Annotated in this window: 14 protein-coding genes; 9 read left to right on the top strand and 5 right to left on the bottom strand. The window is 74.5% G+C overall.

Annotated features, from left to right (window positions below; genetic code table 11):
- Nucleotides 1-123: 123 nt before the first annotated feature.
- Both ACWH4W_RS03130 and ACWH4W_RS03125 read left to right on the top strand, forming a co-directional pair.
- Nucleotides 124-1,029, top strand: a complete 906-nt coding sequence (locus ACWH4W_RS03130) for a Bax inhibitor-1/YccA family protein (protein WP_473074318.1) — start codon at nt 124-126, stop codon at nt 1,027-1,029.
- A gap of 107 nt (nt 1,030-1,136) precedes the next feature.
- Complete coding sequence (locus tag ACWH4W_RS03125) at nt 1,137-1,448, top strand: hypothetical protein (RefSeq protein WP_473074317.1); 312 nt, start codon at nt 1,137-1,139, stop codon at nt 1,446-1,448.
- Nucleotides 1,449-1,513: 65 nt separating this feature from the next.
- On the opposite strand, the gene ACWH4W_RS03120 is transcribed toward ACWH4W_RS03125, so the two are convergent.
- From ACWH4W_RS03120 to ACWH4W_RS03110, 3 genes are all read right to left on the bottom strand, one after another.
- Complete coding sequence (locus ACWH4W_RS03120) at nt 1,514-2,290, bottom strand: hypothetical protein (RefSeq protein WP_473074316.1); 777 nt, start codon at nt 2,288-2,290, stop codon at nt 1,514-1,516.
- A 279-nt stretch (nt 2,291-2,569) separates the two neighbouring features.
- Nucleotides 2,570-3,790, bottom strand: coding sequence for an acetyl-CoA C-acetyltransferase (locus tag ACWH4W_RS03115; protein ID WP_473074315.1), 1,221 nt, complete (start codon nt 3,788-3,790; stop codon nt 2,570-2,572).
- 197 nt (nt 3,791-3,987) lie between these two features.
- A complete protein-coding gene (locus tag ACWH4W_RS03110) occupies nt 3,988-5,010 on the bottom strand; it encodes an SGNH/GDSL hydrolase family protein (RefSeq protein WP_473077398.1) in 1,023 nt (340 codons plus the stop codon).
- Nucleotides 5,011-5,173: 163 nt separating this feature from the next.
- Between ACWH4W_RS03110 and ACWH4W_RS03105 the strand changes: the two genes are divergently transcribed.
- Nucleotides 5,174-6,562, top strand: coding sequence for a cystathionine beta-synthase (locus ACWH4W_RS03105; RefSeq protein ID WP_473074314.1), 1,389 nt, complete (start codon nt 5,174-5,176; stop codon nt 6,560-6,562).
- 354 nt (nt 6,563-6,916) lie between these two features.
- On the opposite strand, the gene ACWH4W_RS03100 is transcribed toward ACWH4W_RS03105, so the two are convergent.
- Entirely contained in the window at nt 6,917-7,351 is a 435-nt protein-coding gene (locus ACWH4W_RS03100) for a hypothetical protein (protein ID WP_473074313.1), read from the bottom strand.
- Nucleotides 7,352-7,706: 355 nt separating this feature from the next.
- Between ACWH4W_RS03100 and ACWH4W_RS03095 the strand changes: the two genes are divergently transcribed.
- Together ACWH4W_RS03095 and ACWH4W_RS03090 are read left to right on the top strand one after the other, a co-directional pair.
- Complete coding sequence (locus ACWH4W_RS03095) at nt 7,707-8,549, top strand: MurR/RpiR family transcriptional regulator (RefSeq protein ID WP_473074312.1); 843 nt, start codon at nt 7,707-7,709, stop codon at nt 8,547-8,549.
- Between the two features lie 184 nt (nt 8,550-8,733).
- Nucleotides 8,734-9,318, top strand: a complete 585-nt coding sequence (locus ACWH4W_RS03090) for a hypothetical protein (RefSeq protein ID WP_473074311.1) — start codon at nt 8,734-8,736, stop codon at nt 9,316-9,318.
- Nucleotides 9,319-9,402: 84 nt separating this feature from the next.
- On the opposite strand, the gene ACWH4W_RS03085 is transcribed toward ACWH4W_RS03090, so the two are convergent.
- Nucleotides 9,403-10,815, bottom strand: a complete 1,413-nt coding sequence (locus ACWH4W_RS03085; protein ID WP_473074310.1) for a type III PLP-dependent enzyme domain-containing protein — start codon at nt 10,813-10,815, stop codon at nt 9,403-9,405.
- 119 nt (nt 10,816-10,934) lie between these two features.
- Here ACWH4W_RS03085 and hutU point away from each other — a divergent pair, with 119 nt between their 5' ends.
- From hutU to hutI, 4 genes are read left to right on the top strand one after another with little or no spacing between them, the layout of a single operon-like run.
- Nucleotides 10,935-12,653 carry a urocanate hydratase gene (hutU, locus tag ACWH4W_RS03080; RefSeq protein WP_473074309.1) on the top strand — a complete coding sequence of 573 codons (1,719 nt, stop codon included), beginning with the start codon at nt 10,935-10,937 and terminating at the stop codon, nt 12,651-12,653.
- Nucleotides 12,650-13,924 (top strand): allantoate amidohydrolase, encoded by a 1,275-nt coding sequence (locus ACWH4W_RS03075; RefSeq protein WP_473074308.1) that lies wholly within the window; start codon nt 12,650-12,652, stop codon nt 13,922-13,924. Before hutU ends, ACWH4W_RS03075 begins: the two co-directional genes overlap by 4 nt.
- Nucleotides 13,921-15,264 carry a formimidoylglutamate deiminase gene (locus tag ACWH4W_RS03070; RefSeq protein ID WP_473074307.1) on the top strand — a complete coding sequence of 448 codons (1,344 nt, stop codon included), beginning with the start codon at nt 13,921-13,923 and terminating at the stop codon, nt 15,262-15,264. Before ACWH4W_RS03075 ends, ACWH4W_RS03070 begins: the two co-directional genes overlap by 4 nt.
- Before the next feature lie 17 nt (nt 15,265-15,281).
- Nucleotides 15,282-16,454: an imidazolonepropionase gene (gene hutI / locus ACWH4W_RS03065; protein WP_473074306.1), complete on the top strand. Its 1,173-nt coding sequence runs from the start codon at nt 15,282-15,284 to the stop codon at nt 16,452-16,454.
- Nucleotides 16,455-16,461: the final 7 nt, after the last annotated feature.

Genomic DNA, 16,461 nt, shown 5'->3' with positions numbered 1-16,461 from the left:
GAAGCCGCGTAGCGTGTTGCGCAGCACAACGAGGGAAAGATCCTCCCCAAGCATTAGGGTCATTCCTTTGCCTACCTATTACTCTTGAGCCAAGGCCGCACCGAGTGGCCATGGAGGAGTGAAATGAGGAGCAGCAACCCGGTCTTCTCGCGACGGGGGTTCGGCCGCGACAACGGCTACGCGGGCTTCAACACCGCGCCGCAGGCCGGGGGCCCCGCCGTCGCTACGCAGGCCAACCCGTACGCACAGCCCGCGGGCAACCCGTACGCCCAGAACCCCTACGCCCAGGACCCGTACACGCAGCAGCAGCAGTACGGCGCGCCGCCGCAGGCCCCCGCCGCGGCCGGCCGGATGACCATCGACGACGTCGTGATGCGCACGGGCACCACGCTCGGCGTGCTCATCGTCACCGCCGCGCTCGCCTGGGCGCTGCTGCCGGTGGACGACGCCAACATCGGCCGGTCCTACGGCATCGGCATCGGCGCCGCGCTGGTCGCCATGGTCCTGGGCTTCGTGCAGGCCTTCAAGCGCAAGGCGTCGCCCGCGCTGATCCTGACGTACGCCGCCTTCGAGGGCGTGTTCCTCGGCGTCGTCTCCAGCGTCGTCGACAACCGCATCGCCGACGGCGCGGCCATGCAGGCCGTGCTCGGCACCATGGCGGTGTTCGCCGGTGTGCTGGTGGCCTACAAGGCCGGGTGGATCCGCGTCAACCGCCGCTTCTACGGCTTCGTGATGGCGGCCGCGCTCGGCTTCATCCTGCTGATGGCCGTGAACCTGCTGTTCGCGGTGATCGGCGGCGGTGACGGCCTCGGCTTCCGCAGCGGCGCGCTCGGCGTCCTCTTCGGCGTCGTCGGCATCATCCTCGGCGCCTGCTTCCTCGCCCTGGACTTCAAGCAGGTCGAGGACGGCATCGCCTACGGCGCCCCGCGCGAGGAGGCCTGGCTCGCCGCCTTCGGCCTCACCCTCACCCTGGTGTGGATCTACCTCGAGTTCCTGCGGCTCATCTCGATCCTCAGCAGCAGCGACTGACGCCACGGCGTCCACCGCGCACAAGGGCCCCGGTTCCGCCGGGGCCCTTGCGCGTGTCCGCACCCGCCCGTTGGCGGCGGTCCCGCCGCGCCGCGTACGCTCGCCGCGTGGTTGATACGACGCCCTTCACCCGTGCCGTGGATCATTTCGCCGACCGCCTGCGGGCCGCGCCGCAGAGCCGGCTGCAGCGGGGCGCGGCGGCCGAGGCGCTCGCCCTGGCCAGGGAGCTGGCGCGACGCACCCAGCTCGTCGAGGAGCCGGGCACCGAGCCGCGCGAGATGCCGGACGCCGGGATGTTCGCCGCCGCGGACCAGATCACCGTCGCCGGGCACGACTACGCCCTCGTGCTCGGGAGCGACGAGGACGTGGCGGAAGCCGCCCGGCTCGTGGAGGAGACACGCGGACGCGCGGGCGTGTGACCCCGCGCTCCCGCACAGGGAGGCGTGCGCCGGGCGGTGCGGGAGGCCCCGGGACGGCGAGGACGTCAAAGGGACGCGATGACGCGGTCCGCGAGGATGTAGACGCTGTCCTCGCCGCAGGAGAACGTCAGCGTGTACGCCCCGGAGACGCCGGAGCCGCCCAGCAGGAACGGCGTCTCGCCCGCCCGCAGGGCCTCGGCCAGGCGCTCCGCGGTCTCGCGGTGGCCCGGCGTCATGCACAGCGTGGTGCCGTCGGCGAACACGTACACGTCCAGGGTGCCCAGCGGGCCCGGACGGACGTCGGTCAGCCCGGTGCGCGCGGCCGCCAGCTCCTCCAGCACCTCCACCGTGTACTCGTGGTCGCTCACCACCGGCGGGGAGTGCGGCACGAAGTCGGGGTGGGAGGGGTGGCGGCGGCGGGCCGCGGCCAGCTCGGGGGAGTCGCCGCCGTGCTCCTCGGTGTCGGCGCCGGACTCGGCGACCGGCTCCAGGCCCGCGAAGTCGGCCTGCCGGGGCAGGAACAGCTCACTGTCGGGCAGACCCAGCAGGGACGGGCCGTCGGAGGCGTCACGGGCCTCCTGGGCGGCCCAGAAGGCCCGCGCCTCGGCCAGCTCGCGCTCCCGCTCCTCGGCGAGCGCCTCCGCGACCGCGGTGCGTATCTCGTCGGATCCGGCCGAGCGGGCGGGCGGGACCTGCGCACGGCCCGTCGCCTGGCTCCTGGCCAGCTCGGTGTGCAGTGCCGCGACCTGTCGGCGCAGCACCAGCACGCTGCGCAGGACGGCGACGCCCACGGCGCCGGTGGCGGCCGTGGTGATCAGCAGGGCGATCGGCATGGCGCTCACTGACGTACTCCCGGTTCACAGTCGACCCCCGACTTCCTACCTCAGCTTGAAGGGCGGACTAACCGTCTGTCAGTGCGTAACGTCACGAATCGGGCAGCACGACGGGGTCGGGGTGTCGGGTGGGTCGGCTGTGACCTGCGCGGATGCCCCTCCCGCGAGGCATAGGTCACATCCTGGCGGAGTTTGGATCACGGAACGGCCCGGCATCCCGGGCGAGCGGGGTGCCGGGCCGGAATCTCACGCGGTGTGCCGGGCCGGTCACCCGGCGGCGCGCGAGGGTCAGCTCAGGCGCTCGACGACCATCGCCATGCCCTGCCCGCCGCCGACGCACATGGTCTCCAGGCCGAACTGCTTGTCGTGCCACTGCAGGGAGTTGATGAGCGTGCCGGTGATGCGGGCGCCGGTCATGCCGAAGGGGTGGCCGACGGCGATGGCGCCGCCGTTGACGTTCAGCTTCTCCAGCGGGATCCCCAGGTCCTGGTAGGACGGGATCACCTGGGCGGCGAACGCCTCGTTGATCTCGAACAGGTCGATGTCGTCGACGGTCAGGCCGGCCCGCTTGAGGGCCTGCCGGCTCGCCTCGACCGGGCCGAGGCCCATGATCTCCGGGGAGAGGCCGGAGACGCCGGTGGACACGATCCGGGCCAGCGGGGTCAGGCCCAGCTCGCGGGCCTTGGTGTCGCTCATGATGACGAGCGCGGCGGCGCCGTCGTTGAGCGGGCAGCAGTTGCCGGCGGTGACCAGGCCGTCGGGGCGGAAGACGGGCTTGAGGCCGGAGACGCCCTCCATGGTCACGCCGGGGCGCGGGCCGTCGTCCTTGCTGATGACCGTGCCGTCGGGCAGCGTCACCGGGGTGATCTCGCGCTCCCAGAAGCCGTTCTTGATGGCTTCCTCGGCGAGGTTCTGCGAGCGGACGCCGAACTCGTCCATCTCCTGGCGGGTGACGCCCTTCCAGCGGGCGAGGTTCTCCGCGGTCTGGCCCATGGCGATGTACGGGTCGGGGAGCAGGCCGTCCTCGCGCGGGTCGTGCCAGGTGGAGCCCTCGGACTCGGCGACGGCGGCGGTGCGCGCCTCGGCCTCGGCGAACAGCGGGTTGCGCGTGTCCGGGAGGCTGTCGGAGTTGCCCTTGGCGAAGCGGGAGACCGTCTCGACGCCGGCCGAGATGAAGACGTCGCCCTCGCCGGCCTTGATCGCGTGCAGCGCCATCCGGGAGGTCTGCAGCGAGGAGGAGCAGTAGCGGGTGACCGTGCAGCCGGGGAGGTGGTCCATGCCCATCTGCACGGCGACGATCCGGCCGAGGTTGTTGCCCTGCTCGCCGCCGGGCAGGCCGCAGCCGAGCATCAGGTCGTCGATGTCCTTCGGGTCCAGCTCGGGGACCTTGGCCAGGGCGGCCTGGATGATCGTGGCGGTCAGGTCGTCCGGCCGCATGTCCTTGAGCGAGCCCTTGAAGGCGCGGCCGATGGGGGAGCGGGCGGCGGAAACGATCACGGCTTCGGGCATCACGGCTCCAGAGTGAAGGGGCGGCGGCGGGGCGCTCGGCGGTCGGGCGCGGGCGGGCATACCGGCGGGTCGGTGCGGCGCCTGAGGCGAAGCTACCCGTACGTGTGCGTGCGGTCACGCGTGTCGCGGTGTGACATGGACCGCAACTGTCTAAGCGCTTGCTTGGCTTCCGTTCCCTCCCCGGACGGGCGTCCGCGTCACGGCCGGGCCGACGGCTCCGGCTCGGCCTCCGTGACGCGCCGCCGGCGCCGCCGCTTGAGCAGGGCCCACGCGCCGCGCGGCCCGGCCGGCATCGCCGCGGCGACCTCCGTGCCCGCCTCCGCGGCGGCCTCCGCGGCGGCCCGCGCCACCGGGAGGAAGCCCTCACGGCGGGCGGCGTCCGGCCGCTCCTCGTCCGCCGGCCACAGCCCCAGCGCCGCGCACACCGTCGGCAGCACCGCCATCGCCGCCGTCGCGTACCCCTCCGCCGAGGGGTGGTAGCTGTCCGGGCCGAACAGCTCGCGCGGGTTCGCCGCGAACTCAGGACCCAGCAGGTCGCCCAGCGACACCGTGCGCCCGCCCTGCTCCACCACGCCGATCGTCTGCGCCGCCGCCAGCTGCCGGGAGGCGCGCCGGGCCAGCCAGCGCAGCGGCTGCCGCACCGGTTCGATCGTGCCGAGATCCGGGCACGTGCCGACCACGACCTCCGCGCCGGCCGTCCGCAGCCGGCGCACCGCCGAGGCGAGGTGGCGCACGGAGCGGGTGGGCGGCATGCGGTGCGTCACGTCGTTGGCGCCGACCATGATCACGCAGATGTCCGGCACCCTCGACGGGTCCGCCAGCGTCCGGGTCACCTGCCGGTCCAGGTCGTCCGAGCACGCCCCGGGCACCGCCACCGTGGACAGCCCCACCGGGCGCTCCGCGAACGCCGCGACCCCCGAGGCGAGCAGCGCGCCCGGCGTCTGCCCGGCCCGCCGCACGCCCTGGCCCGCGGCCGTGGAGTCGCCCAGCATCGTCAGCCGCAGCGCCGGCTCGCCCGGCACGGTCCAGGCGGCGCCGTACAGTCCGTCCGCGTGGGGCACGTAAGGACTCGTGCCGTTGCCCACCCGGCGCCGCGCCAGCCGCGCCTGCGCCAGCAGCAGCCCCGCGCCGGCCGCGCCCGCCAGCCCGATCCCCCCGCCGCCGTACGCGGCGCCGGCCGCGATGCGCCGGGCCACCCGTGCCCTCGACATCCCCGTCATGCTCGCCGCCACCTCCACGTAGCCGTACACCCAGGTCTTGCCCCGCACGGACGGTGGTTGAATCCCGACGGGGAGTGAACGGCCCGGCCGGGGCCGGTTCCGGGGAGGGCCTAGGCTGGCAGCACCACCCCGACCACATCTTTTGCAGCATCCGGAGACAACGGTGCAATTCCACGACTCGATGATCAGCCTCGTCGGCAACACCCCGCTGGTGCGGCTCAACAGCGTGACCAAGGGCATCAAGGCCACCGTCCTGGCCAAGGTGGAGTACTTCAACCCGGGCGGCTCCGTGAAGGACCGCATCGCCCTGCGCATGATCGAGGCGGCCGAGAAGAGCGGGCAGCTCAGGCCCGGCGGCACGATCGTCGAGCCGACCAGCGGCAACACCGGCGTCGGGCTCGCCATCGTGGCCCAGCAGAAGGGCTACAAGTGCATCTTCGTCTGCCCGGACAAGGTGTCCATGGACAAGATCAACGTCCTGCGGGCGTACGGCGCCGAGGTCGTCGTCTGTCCGACCGCGGTGGCGCCCGAGCACCCCGACTCCTACTACAACGTCTCCGACCGGCTGGTCCGTGAGACGCCGGGGGCGTGGAAGCCGGACCAGTACTCCAACCCGAACAACCCCCTGTCGCACTACCACTCCACCGGCCCCGAGCTGTGGGAGCAGACCGAGGGGAAGATCACCCACTTCGTGGCCGGCGTCGGCACCGGCGGCACCATCTCCGGCACCGGCCGCTACCTCAAGGAGGCCAGCGACGGCCGCGTCAAGGTCATCGGCGCGGACCCCGAGGGCTCGGTGTACTCCGGCGGCTCCGGCCGTCCGTACCTGGTCGAGGGCGTCGGCGAGGACTTCTGGCCGACCGCCTACGACCGGGACGTCGCGGACGAGATCGTCGCCGTCTCCGACAAGGACTCCTTCCAGATGACCCGCCGCCTCGCCAAGGAGGAGGGCCTGCTGGTGGGCGGCTCCTGCGGCATGGCGGTCGTGGCGGCGCTGGAGGTGGCCTCCCGGCTCGGCGAGGACGACGTCGTCGTCGTGCTGCTGCCGGACAGCGGACGCGGCTACCTCAGCAAGATCTTCAACGACGAGTGGATGGCCGACTACGGCTTCCTGGAGGACTCCGGCCCGAGCGCCCGGGTCGCCGACGTGCTGGACGACAAGGAGGGCGGCCACATCCCGTCCCTCGTCCACATGCACCCCGACGAGACCGTCGGCCAGGCCATCGAGGTGCTGCGCGAGTACGGCGTCTCGCAGATGCCGGTCGTCAAGCCGGGCGCCGGCCACCCCGACGTGATGGCCGCCGAGGTCGTCGGCTCGGTGGTGGAACGCGAGCTGCTGGACGCGCTGTTCAGCAAGAGCGCCTCGCTCGACGACCCGCTGGAGAAGCACCTGTCGGCGCCGCTGCCGCAGGTCGGCTCCGGTGAGCCGGTCGCGGACCTGATGGCCGTGCTGGGCAAGGCGGACGCGGCGATCGTGCTGGTCGAGGGCAAGCCGACCGGTGTGGTCAGCCGTCAGGACCTGCTGTCCTTCCTCGCCAAGACCGGCGCGTGAGGGACCGTGCGGTCCCTGTGAGGCGCGTGCCCTTCGCGGAAGTGGTACGAGCACGTCACGCCCGCGCAGCACGCGCTTAACACAGCTCCGGCACAGTGGTGGATGTCGGCGGGACGGTGAGGGTACCTCCCAGGCTTTCAGCCCTGGGGGAGGCTCCCCGTTCCGGCCGACGGCCACACGGCGTCGACGGACCTCCGGAGCGGCTCCCGGACCTCCTTGGACGCCTGTGACACGCGCTGCGCCCGTGGCGGAGCGCGTGTTCGCGGGGACCGCCGTCGTCCCGCCCCCCGGCGACGGGGGTGCGGCGGTCCCCGCGCACGACCCTTCCGCGGGACGCCACCGGCCCCCTGCGGCTCAGTCCTCCCAGGCGTCGTCGGCGGTCGCGGAGCGGCGGCCCCGGAACAGCCCCGGGTTGGTGCGCACGGCCTGGACGACGTTCACGCCGACGATCCCCGCCCAGGCGACCAGCAGCCCCGGCAGATCGGCCACGCCCCCGCCGATCGCGGACAGCGGCACCGCCAGCACCAGCGACACGATCCCGAAGCCGAACCGCTCGCCCCAGGAGTCCGTGGCCCTCGGCGCACGCGCGTCCCGTGCGGACGTCATCCGCTGCTCGGCCAGCTGCCGGCGCACCCGGCGGTCCACCGCGCCGTCGATGCGCTGGTCGACCTTCTCGAGGAACGAGTCGACCAGGGCGGACTCGTAGTCCTCGCCCAGTTCCCTGCGGGCCTGCAGGGAGGCGTGGAGTTCCTTCTTCAGCTCGGCGTCCCGCGCGTCGATTCCGGTCATGCCCCACAAGGTAGGCACGCGGGGACCGGCCCGCACTGGGGGTAGCCCCCGTTCCCGCCCTCGGGCCGGCCCGCCCCCGCCCCGTTCCGCGCCGTGTGTCCCGTGGAGCGCCTGAGTCTCGAGTTGCCCGTATGTCCGACGAGCCGCGCTGTCCGGCCGCTCCCGGCCGCGCGGACGCCGTGGCGGAACCGCCGGGATCCGGACGTGTCGGGGAGGCGGGCCGGGAAAACTGCTCGTGGCGTGATCTCCGCGCGGCGCGGCGCCCGTCCGGCGCGGCGGGGCGTTCGCCTGTATAACGGCATGCAGAAGTCACGACGGATGAATGGGCCGGGGACGGCCGAGGGGGAGTCAGGTCATGAGCGGCACCGAGAGCCCCGCGGCGCGTCTCCAGGCGCTCTTCGAGGGGCACCGGCTGACGCCGACCCAGCGGCGCATCGCGCACAGCATGGTGCGGCGCGCCGCCGAGGTGCCGTTCCTGTCGAGCGTGGAGCTGGCCGAGCTGGCCGGGGTGAGCCAGCCCTCCGTGACCCGGTTCGCGGTCGCCCTCGGCTTCGACGGGTATCCCGCGCTGCGCCGGCACCTGCGCGAGGCCGCGCCGGCCGAACCCGCCCCGGAGACCGGCTCGTACAACGCGTACCAGCAGGCCGTCGAGGCCGAGATCGAGAACCTGCGCCACCTCGCGGAGGCGCTGGCCGACCCGGAGCCCGTGCGGCGGGCGGGGGGTGTGCTGGCGGCGAGCCGGCCGCTGCCCGTGCTCGGCCTGCGGGCCGCCGCCGCCCAGGCGCACGGCTTCGCCTACTTCGCCGCCAAGGTCCACCCGGACGTACGGCTGCTCGACGAGGGCGGCACCATGCTGCTCGACCGGATCGACGCCGCCGTGCGGGCCGGGGCGTCGGCGCTGCTGTGCTTCGCGCTGCCGCGGCATCCGCGCGAGGTCCTCGAGGCGCTCGTCCACGCCAAGGAGGCGGGGCTGACCGTGGTCACCGTCGCCGACTCGCCGTTCGCGCCGGTCGCCAAGGTGTCCGACCTGCTGCTGCCGGCCGCCGTCGGCACGGCGCTGGTGTTCGACACCGCGTGCGCGCCGATGCTGCTGGGGCGGGTGCTGCTGGAGGCGATGTGCGACGACCTGCCGGACGCGCAGGCGCGGCTGGAGGAGTTCGACACCCGGGCGGCGGCGCGCGGGCTGTTCGTGGAGTGACGGGTGTGACGCGGGGGCCGTCCGCCGCGTCTTCTCAGACTCGTCTCAGCTTGCCGCGCTAGCGTCCGTCGCAGGGACTTCCCTTCAAGGCGTTCCCCAGGTAAAGGACCACTGGCAAGGGACCACTGGCAAGGGACTTCCCACAGATGGACTTCCTCAGGAATCGGATGACGGGAGGCTGGACGTGACGCGCGGAGGACAGGGGCTGGCCCGGGTGGCCGTCGTCGTACGGGCCGGAGCCGCGCCACTGTGGTGGCTGGGGGTCGTCGCCGCGGGCGCCGGGGCGTTCGTGCCGGGCCTGACGGGGCCGCGGATCGGCGCGCTCGGCGGGGCCGCGCTGTTCCTGGTGGCCGCGGCCCTCGTGGCCCTCACGCGGCGGGGCCGGTACCGCGCACTGGCCCGGGCGGCGGCCCGGGCGGGCCGGCACGACGTGCTGCAGGACCGCGCGGTGACCGCGCGCAACTGGCGCCGGGCGCACCGCTGGTGGCTGCTGCTCGCCTTCCTCGCCGCGCTCGGCTCGGCGCTCGCGGCGCCCGCCGCGGCCGGTCTGCTGCTCGCCGGGTGCGGGGTGGGGCTGTGGCTGAAGGCGGCGTGGATCGGCCGCCTGGAGCAGGCCGAGGACGTGCTGCTGTGGGTCCGCGTCGACTGGCTCCGCAAGGGCGCGGGCCGTCCCGCGGGACGCGCCGTCAAGGCCTACCGCACGACCGGCATCGCCGCGGGCGACGCGGCCCCCGGCGGCGCCCGCCGCAGGCTCGTGACGGCGGCGTAGCCGACGCCCCGGGCGCGTGACGGCCACGCGCCCGGGGCGTTCAGGCGTACCTGTGCCGGCGGGGGGAGCCCGCGTCCCCGCCGGTCACACCGAGGGCGCGTTCCCCAGCCCCGTCAGGGCGTCCGCGTGGGCCGCGCCCGACTCCGTGACGATCTCCTCGACCGGCTGGGCCGGGCGGACCGTCGCGAAGGTGATCGCGCCGGAGGCGTCCCGCGTGAAGCCGAGGACGGCCGGGCGGGGGAGCGAGTTGTACGCGTAGTGGTGCGCGAAGTAGTACGCGCCGGTGTCCAGCACCGCCGCGTGGTCGCCCTGCTCCAGCAGCGGCAGCGCCTGCCCCTGTGCCAGCAGGTCGCCCGCGAAGCAGGCCGGTCCCGCCACGTCCTGGACGACCGCCGGGCCCTGCTTGGGCAGCCCCTTCGCGTCGTACGCGGCGATCCGCAGCGGCCACGACGCCGGCGCGTACACCGTGCGCGTCGCCACCTGCACGCCCGCGTGGGTCACCGCGACCGGCCGGCCGCCCGCGCTCTTGGCGTACTCCACGCGGGTGACCATCGTGCCGTGCTTGGCCAGCAGGGACCGGCCGAACTCGGTGACCAGCCCGTACCGCCCGTCGAACAGCCCCGGCACCGTCTCCTTGAGCAGCCGCGCGTACTCCGCGTAGCCGGGGCGGCTCTCCTCGGAGGCGAAGTTCACCGGCAGTCCGCCGCCGATGTCGAGGGTGTCGACCTGGCGCCGCCCGGCCCGCCGGTTGATCTCCTCCGCCAGCTCGTACGTCTCCGCGATCCCGCGCGCCATCATCGTCAGGGCGATGCCCTGGGAGCCGGTGTGGGCGTGCAGCCGGGTCAGCCACGGCCGGTCCAGGTACGCCCGGACCACCCACTCCCGCGCGCCCTCGTCGCGCAGCGCCACACCGAACTTCGAGGTGGCCGTGGCGGTCGACAGCGCCTCGATGGAACCGCCCCCGACCTGCGGGTTCACCCGGATGCCGAGCGGCGCGCGGACGTCCGTGCCGGTCACCAGCGCGTCGATGCGCTCCAGCTCCTGCGGGTTGTCCGCGTTCACGGCGACGCCCAGCTCCAGCGCCTCCCGCAGCTCGGCGTGCGTCTTGGCGGGGGAGTCCAGCACCGTGCGCCCCGGCTCCACGCCCGCGGCGCGCGCCAGCGCCAGCTCGCCCGGGCTCGCCACCTCCGCGCCGATGCCCTCCTCGCGCAGCAGCCGCAGCACCGGCACCAGCGGGCTCGCCTTGACCGCGAAGGCGTGCAGCACCGGCGTGCCGGGCGCGGTCACCGCCTCGAACGCGGCCCGCAGGTCCGCCGCCGCCTCACGGATGCCGGTGACGTCCAGCAGCGCCACGAGGGGCACGCCGGCGTCGAGGAGCCCCTGCTCCACGGCCGCCCGCACCGCCGCGTCCCGGCGGGCCGCCCGTCCGGCGGCCCGCGGGTCCGTCCCGGCCGTCATGCCGTCCGTCCTGTCCTCGGTCTGCTCGTTCGCGCGCATGCGTCCAGCCAAACATCCCCCGGACGGCCGTACCGACGCACCCCCGGTATTGACTAGGTCTATTCAGTTCATGAGGATGTGAATATCCGCAGACGACGTCGGCACCCTGGAGGCGCCCCATGTCCGGACCCCGCCCGCCCGTCTCCCGCCGCCACCCTCGGCCGGGGCCCGACGGGCCGCCCCCCGGCCCCGTCCGAGCGCCGCGCGGCAGCGGGCTGAGCGCCCTCGGATGGCAGCAGGAGGCCGCCCTGCGGATGCTGCGGAACAACCTCGACCCGGAGGTCGCCGAGCACCCCGACCAGCTCGTCGTCTACGGCGGCACCGGCAAGGCGGCCCGCGACTGGCGCTCCTTCGACGCCATGGTCCGCACCCTCAAGGGGCTCGAGCAGGACGAGACGATGCTCGTCCAGTCCGGCCGCCCCGTCGGCGTCATGCGGACCCACGAGTGGGCGCCGCGCGTCCTCATCGCCAACTCCAACCTGGTCGGCGACTGGGCGAACTGGGAGGAGTTCCGCCGTCTGGAGGCCCTCGGCCTGACCATGTACGGGCAGATGACCGCCGGCTCCTGGATCTACATCGGCACCCAGGGCATCCTCCAGGGCACCTACGAGACCTTCGCCGCCGTCGCCGCCAAGCGCTTCGGCGGCTCGCTCGCCGGCACGATCACCCTCACCGCCGGACTCGGCGGCATGGGCGGCGCCCAGCCGCTCGCCGTGACCATGAACGACGGCGTCGCGATCTGCGTCGACTGCGACCCGCGCGCCATCGAACGCCGCATCGAGCACCGCTACCTCGACGTGCGCGCCGACTCCCTCGACCACGCGCTGCGGCTCGCCGTCGAGGCCCGCGACCGGCGCAGGCCCTTGTCCATCGGCGTGCTCGGCAACGCGGCCGAGACCGTCCCGCAGCTCCTCGCCATGGGCGCCCCGGTCGACATCGTCACCGACCAGACCTCCGCCCACGACCCCCTGGCCTACCTGCCCCTCGGCACGGCCTTCGAGGACATGGCCGACGCCGCCGCCAAGGACCCGGCCGGCTTCACCGCGCGCGCCCGCGCGTCCATGGCCCGGCACGTCGAGGCGATGGTCGGCTTCCAGGACGCCGGCGCCGAGGTCTTCGACTACGGCAACTCGATCCGCGGCGAGGCACAGCTCGCCGGGTACGAGCGGGCGTTCGCCTTCCCCGGCTTCGTCCCCGCCTACATCCGCCCGCTGTTCTGCGAGGGCAAGGGCCCCTTCCGCTGGGCCGCCCTCTCCGGCGACCCCGCCGACATCGCGAGGACCGACCGGGCGGTCCTCGACCTGTTCCCGGAGAACGAGTCCCTCGCCCGCTGGATCAGGCTGGCCGGGGAGCGGGTCCGCTTCCAGGGCCTGCCCGCCCGCATCTGCTGGCTCGGCTACGGCGAACGCGACAGGGCCGGCGAGCGCTTCAACGACATGGTCGCGAGCGGCGAACTGTCCGCGCCGGTCGTCATCGGCCGCGACCACCTCGACTGCGGGTCCGTGGCCTCCCCCTACCGGGAGACCGAGGCGATGCTCGACGGTTCCGACGCCATCGCCGACTGGCCGCTGCTCAACGCCATGGTGAACGTCGCCTCCGGGGCCTCCTGGGTCTCCGTCCACCACGGCGGGGGCGTCGGCATGGGCCGCTCGATCCACGCCGGGCAGGTCACCGTCGCCGACGGCACCGCCCTGGCCGGCGAGAAGATCCGGCGGGTGCTCACCAACGACCCCGGCATGGGCGTCATCCGGCACGTCGACGCCGGGTACGACCTCGCCGAGGCGGTCGCGGACGAGCGGGGCGTGCGCGTCCCCATGCGCGAGGGCGAGCAGGCATGACCCACGGGAACCCCGCCGCCCCCGGGCCCCCCGTACGGCCTGCGCCCGGGGCGGCCTCCTTCCACGAGATGTGGCGGCAACTGCTGCCGGTGGGACGGAACTCCACCAGCGGCGGCTACCGCCGGTTCGCCTGGACCGGCGCCGACGCCGACTGCCGGGACTGGTTCCGCGAGCAGGCCCGCCGCCGCGGCCTCGCCTACGAGACGGACCGCAACGGCAACCAGTGGGCCTGGCTCGGCGACCCCGCCGAGGGGGACGCCGTGGTCACCGGGTCGCACCTGGACTCCGTGCCCGACGGCGGGGCCTTCGACGGCCCCCTCGGCGTCGTCTCCGCCTTCGCCGCCCTCGACGAACTGCGCCGCCGCGGCGTCCGCCCGGCCAGGCCGCTCGGCATCGTCAACTTCGGCGACGAGGAAGGCGCCCGCTTCGGGCTCGCCTGCGTCGGCTCCCGGCTCACCGCGGGCGCGCTCACCGTCGAACAGGCCCGCCGGCTCACCGACGCCGACGGCATCACCCTCCCGCAGGCCATGGAGACCGCCGGCCACGACCCGGACGCCATCGGCCCCGACCCCGTACGCCTCGGCCGCATCGGCGCGTTCGTCGAGCTGCACATCGAGCAGGGCCGGGCGCTGGACCTCACCGGCGACCGGGTCGGCGTCGCGTCCGCGATCTGGCCGCACGGCCGCTGGCGGTTCGACTTCCGCGGCGAGGCCAACCACGCCGGCACCACCCGGCTCGCCGACCGGCACGACCCGATGCTGCCGTACGCCGAGACCGTCCTCGCCGCCCGCCGCGAGGCCGGACACGCGGACGCGGTCGCCACGTTCGGCAAGCTGTCCGTCGAGCCGAACGGCGTCAACGCCGTGCCCTCCCTGGTGCGCGGCTGGCTCGACTCCCGGGCCGCCGACCAGGAGCGACTGGACGCGGTGGTCGGCGGCGTGGAGCGGGCCGCCCGCGCGTACGCCGCCGCCCACGGCGTCCACCTGGACGTGGAGCGCGAGTCCTTCACCCCGGTCGTCGAGTTCGACCACGCCCTGCGCGACCGGCTCGCCCGCATCCTGGGCGCGGACACCGGCCTGAAGGTGCCCGTCCTCGGCACCGGCGCCGGACACGACGCCGGCATCCTCGCGGGACGTGTCCCGACCGCCATGCTGTTCGTGCGCAACCCCACCGGCGTCTCGCACTCCCCGGCCGAGTCCGCCGCCGAGGACGACTGCGTGGCCGGGGTCCTCGCCCTCGCCGACGTACTGGAAGGACTGGCCGCCCCGTGACCGCCGCCCCCCGGACGTACTGGCTGGAACACGCCTGGCTCGGCACGCACGTCGAGCCCGCCGTCGCCGTCGACGTGGCGGACGGGCGCATCGCCGCCGTCCGCACCGGCGTCCCCGCGCCCCCGCCCGGCGCCGAGGTCCTGCGCGGACTGACCCTCCCCGGACTGGCGAACGCCCACAGCCACGCCTTCCACCGCGCCCTGCGCTCCACCGTCCAGGTCGGCTCCGGCACCTTCTGGACCTGGCGCGAGGTCATGTACGCCACCGCCGAGCGGCTCACCCCGGACCGTTACCACGCCCTCGCCCGCGCCGTGTACGCCGAGATGGCGCTGGCCGGGATCACGACGGTCGGCGAGTTCCACTACGTGCACCACGCGCCCGGCGGCACGCCCTACGCCGACCCCAACGCCATGGGGGAGGCGCTCCTCGCGGCCGCCGCCGAGGCCGGCATCCGGATCACCCTCCTCGACACCGCCTACCTCTCCTCCGGCTTCGGCCGGCCGCCCACCGCCCACCAGCTCCGCTTCTCCGACGGCGACGCGGACGCCTGGGCCGCACGCTCCTCTCTTCTCAAGGACCGGGACCACGCGCGGATCGGCGCGGCCGTGCACTCCGTACGGGCCGTGCCCGCCGAGCAGCTGCCGACCGTGGCGCGCTGGGCCGAGGAGCGGCGGGCCCCGCTGCACGTGCACCTGTCCGAGCAGACCGCCGAGAACGACGCCTGCCGGGAGGCGCACGGCTGCACCCCCGCCCAACTGCTCGCCCGGCACGGCGTGCTCGGGCCGCGCACCACCGGCGTGCACCTCACCCACCTCACCGCCGAGGACGTCTCGCTGATCGGCGGCAGCGGCACCGGCACCTGCATGTGCCCCACCACCGAACGCGACCTCGCGGACGGCATCGGACCCGCCGCGGCCCTGCAGGACGCGGGTTCCCCGCTCAGTCTCGGCTCCGACAGCCACGCCGTCGTCGACCTCTTCGAGGAGGCGCGCGCGATGGAGCTGAACGAGCGGCTGCGCACCCGCACCCGGGGCCACTGGACGGCCGCGGCCCTGCTGCGCGCGGCGACCGCCGACGGGCACGCGGCGCTCGGCTGGGACGACACCGGCCTCATCGAGGCCGGGGCGCACGCCGACCTCACCACCGTCGCGCTCGACTCGGTCAGGACGGCGGGAGCGCCGCCCCGGCTGGGCGCGGAGACAGCCGTATTCGCCGCGACGGCCGCCGACGTGCGGCACACGGTCGTGGCGGGCCGGCACGTGGTGCGCGACGGGGCGCACACGCTGATCCCCGACGTGCCCGGAGCCCTCGCGCAGGCGATCCAGGACTTGCGCGCCTGACGACCCATGAGGACACCATGAGCGCCACCGTCATCACGAACATCGCCACGCTGGTCACCAACGACCCCTCCCTCCGCGCCACGGACCCCCTCGGCCTGGTCCGGGACGCGGCCGTCGTCATGGAGGACGACCGCGTCGTGTGGACCGGTCCCGCAAGCAAAGCACCCGCCACCGACAACCGGGTCGACGCGGGCGGCCGCGCGGTCCTGCCGGGCTTCGTCGACTCCCACTCCCACCTGGTGTTCGCCGGGGACCGCACCGAGGAGTTCAACGCCCGCATGTCGGGCCGCCCGTACCGCGCGGGCGGCATCCGCACCACCGTCGCCGCGACCCGCGCCGCGACCGAGGAGGAGCTGGAGGCCAATCTCACCCGCTACCTCGCGGAGGCGCTGCGCCAGGGCACCACGACCTTCGAGACCAAGTCCGGCTACGGCCTGACCGTCGAGGACGAGGCCCGCGCCCTGCGCCTCGCCGCCCGCCACACCGACGAGGTCACCTACCTCGGCGCCCACGTCGTCGCCCCCGAGTACGCCGACGACCCGGCCGGCTACGTCGCCCTGGTCACCGGCGAGATGCTGGACGCCTGCGCGCCGCACGCCCGCTGGATCGACGTGTTCTGCGAGGAGGGCGCCTTCGACGGCGACCAGGCACGCGCGATCCTCACCGCCGGCCGTGCGAAGGGACTGCACCCGCGGATCCACGCCAACCAGCTCTCGTACGGCCCCGGCGTGCGACTGGCCGTCGAGCTGGACGCGGCCAGCGCCGACCACTGCACCCACCTCACCGACGCCGACGTGGACGCGCTGGCGCACAGCGCGACCGTCGCCACGCTGCTGCCCGGCGCGGAGTTCTCCACCCGCGCCGCGTGGCCGGACGCCCGGCGGCTGCTGGACGCGGGAGCGACGGTGGCGCTGTCCACCGACTGCAACCCCGGTTCGTCCTTCACCTCGTCGGTGCCGTTCTGCGTCGCGCTCGCCGTGCGGGACATGGGGATGACGCCCGACGAGGCCGTCTGGGCGGCCACGGCGGGCGGCGCGGCGGCACTGCGGCGCACCGACGTCGGCCGGCTCGTCCCGGGCGCGTACGCGGACCTGGTGCTGCTCGACGCCCCCAGCCATGTCCACCTGGCCTACCGGCCGGGCGTCCCGCTGGTCACGGGCGTGTGGCGCAGGGGCGTACGGCAGGTCTGACAGGCCG

The organism is Streptomyces sp. DSM 120436, from assembly GCF_055778765.1.
This window is presented reverse-complemented; position numbering and strand designations above follow the sequence as displayed.

Excerpts from the sequence above, each read along its gene's own strand:
- ACWH4W_RS03130 (WP_473074318.1), top strand. The coding sequence starts at position 124 with ATGAGGAGCAGCAACCCGGTCTTCTCGCGACGGGGGTTCGGCCGCGAC.
- ACWH4W_RS03115 (WP_473074315.1), bottom strand. The coding sequence starts at position 3,790 with ATGCCCGAAGCCGTGATCGTTTCCGCCGCCCGCTCCCCCATCGGCCGC.
- ACWH4W_RS03110 (WP_473077398.1), bottom strand. The coding sequence starts at position 5,010 with ATGACGGGGATGTCGAGGGCACGGGTGGCCCGGCGCATCGCGGCCGGC.
- ACWH4W_RS03100 (WP_473074313.1), bottom strand. The coding sequence starts at position 7,351 with ATGACCGGAATCGACGCGCGGGACGCCGAGCTGAAGAAGGAACTCCAC.
- ACWH4W_RS03095 (WP_473074312.1), top strand. The coding sequence starts at position 7,707 with ATGAGCGGCACCGAGAGCCCCGCGGCGCGTCTCCAGGCGCTCTTCGAG.
- ACWH4W_RS03085 (WP_473074310.1), bottom strand. The coding sequence starts at position 10,815 with ATGCGCGCGAACGAGCAGACCGAGGACAGGACGGACGGCATGACGGCC.
- hutU (WP_473074309.1), top strand. The coding sequence starts at position 10,935 with ATGTCCGGACCCCGCCCGCCCGTCTCCCGCCGCCACCCTCGGCCGGGG.
- ACWH4W_RS03075 (WP_473074308.1), top strand. The coding sequence starts at position 12,650 with ATGACCCACGGGAACCCCGCCGCCCCCGGGCCCCCCGTACGGCCTGCG.
- hutI (WP_473074306.1), top strand. The coding sequence starts at position 15,282 with ATGAGCGCCACCGTCATCACGAACATCGCCACGCTGGTCACCAACGAC.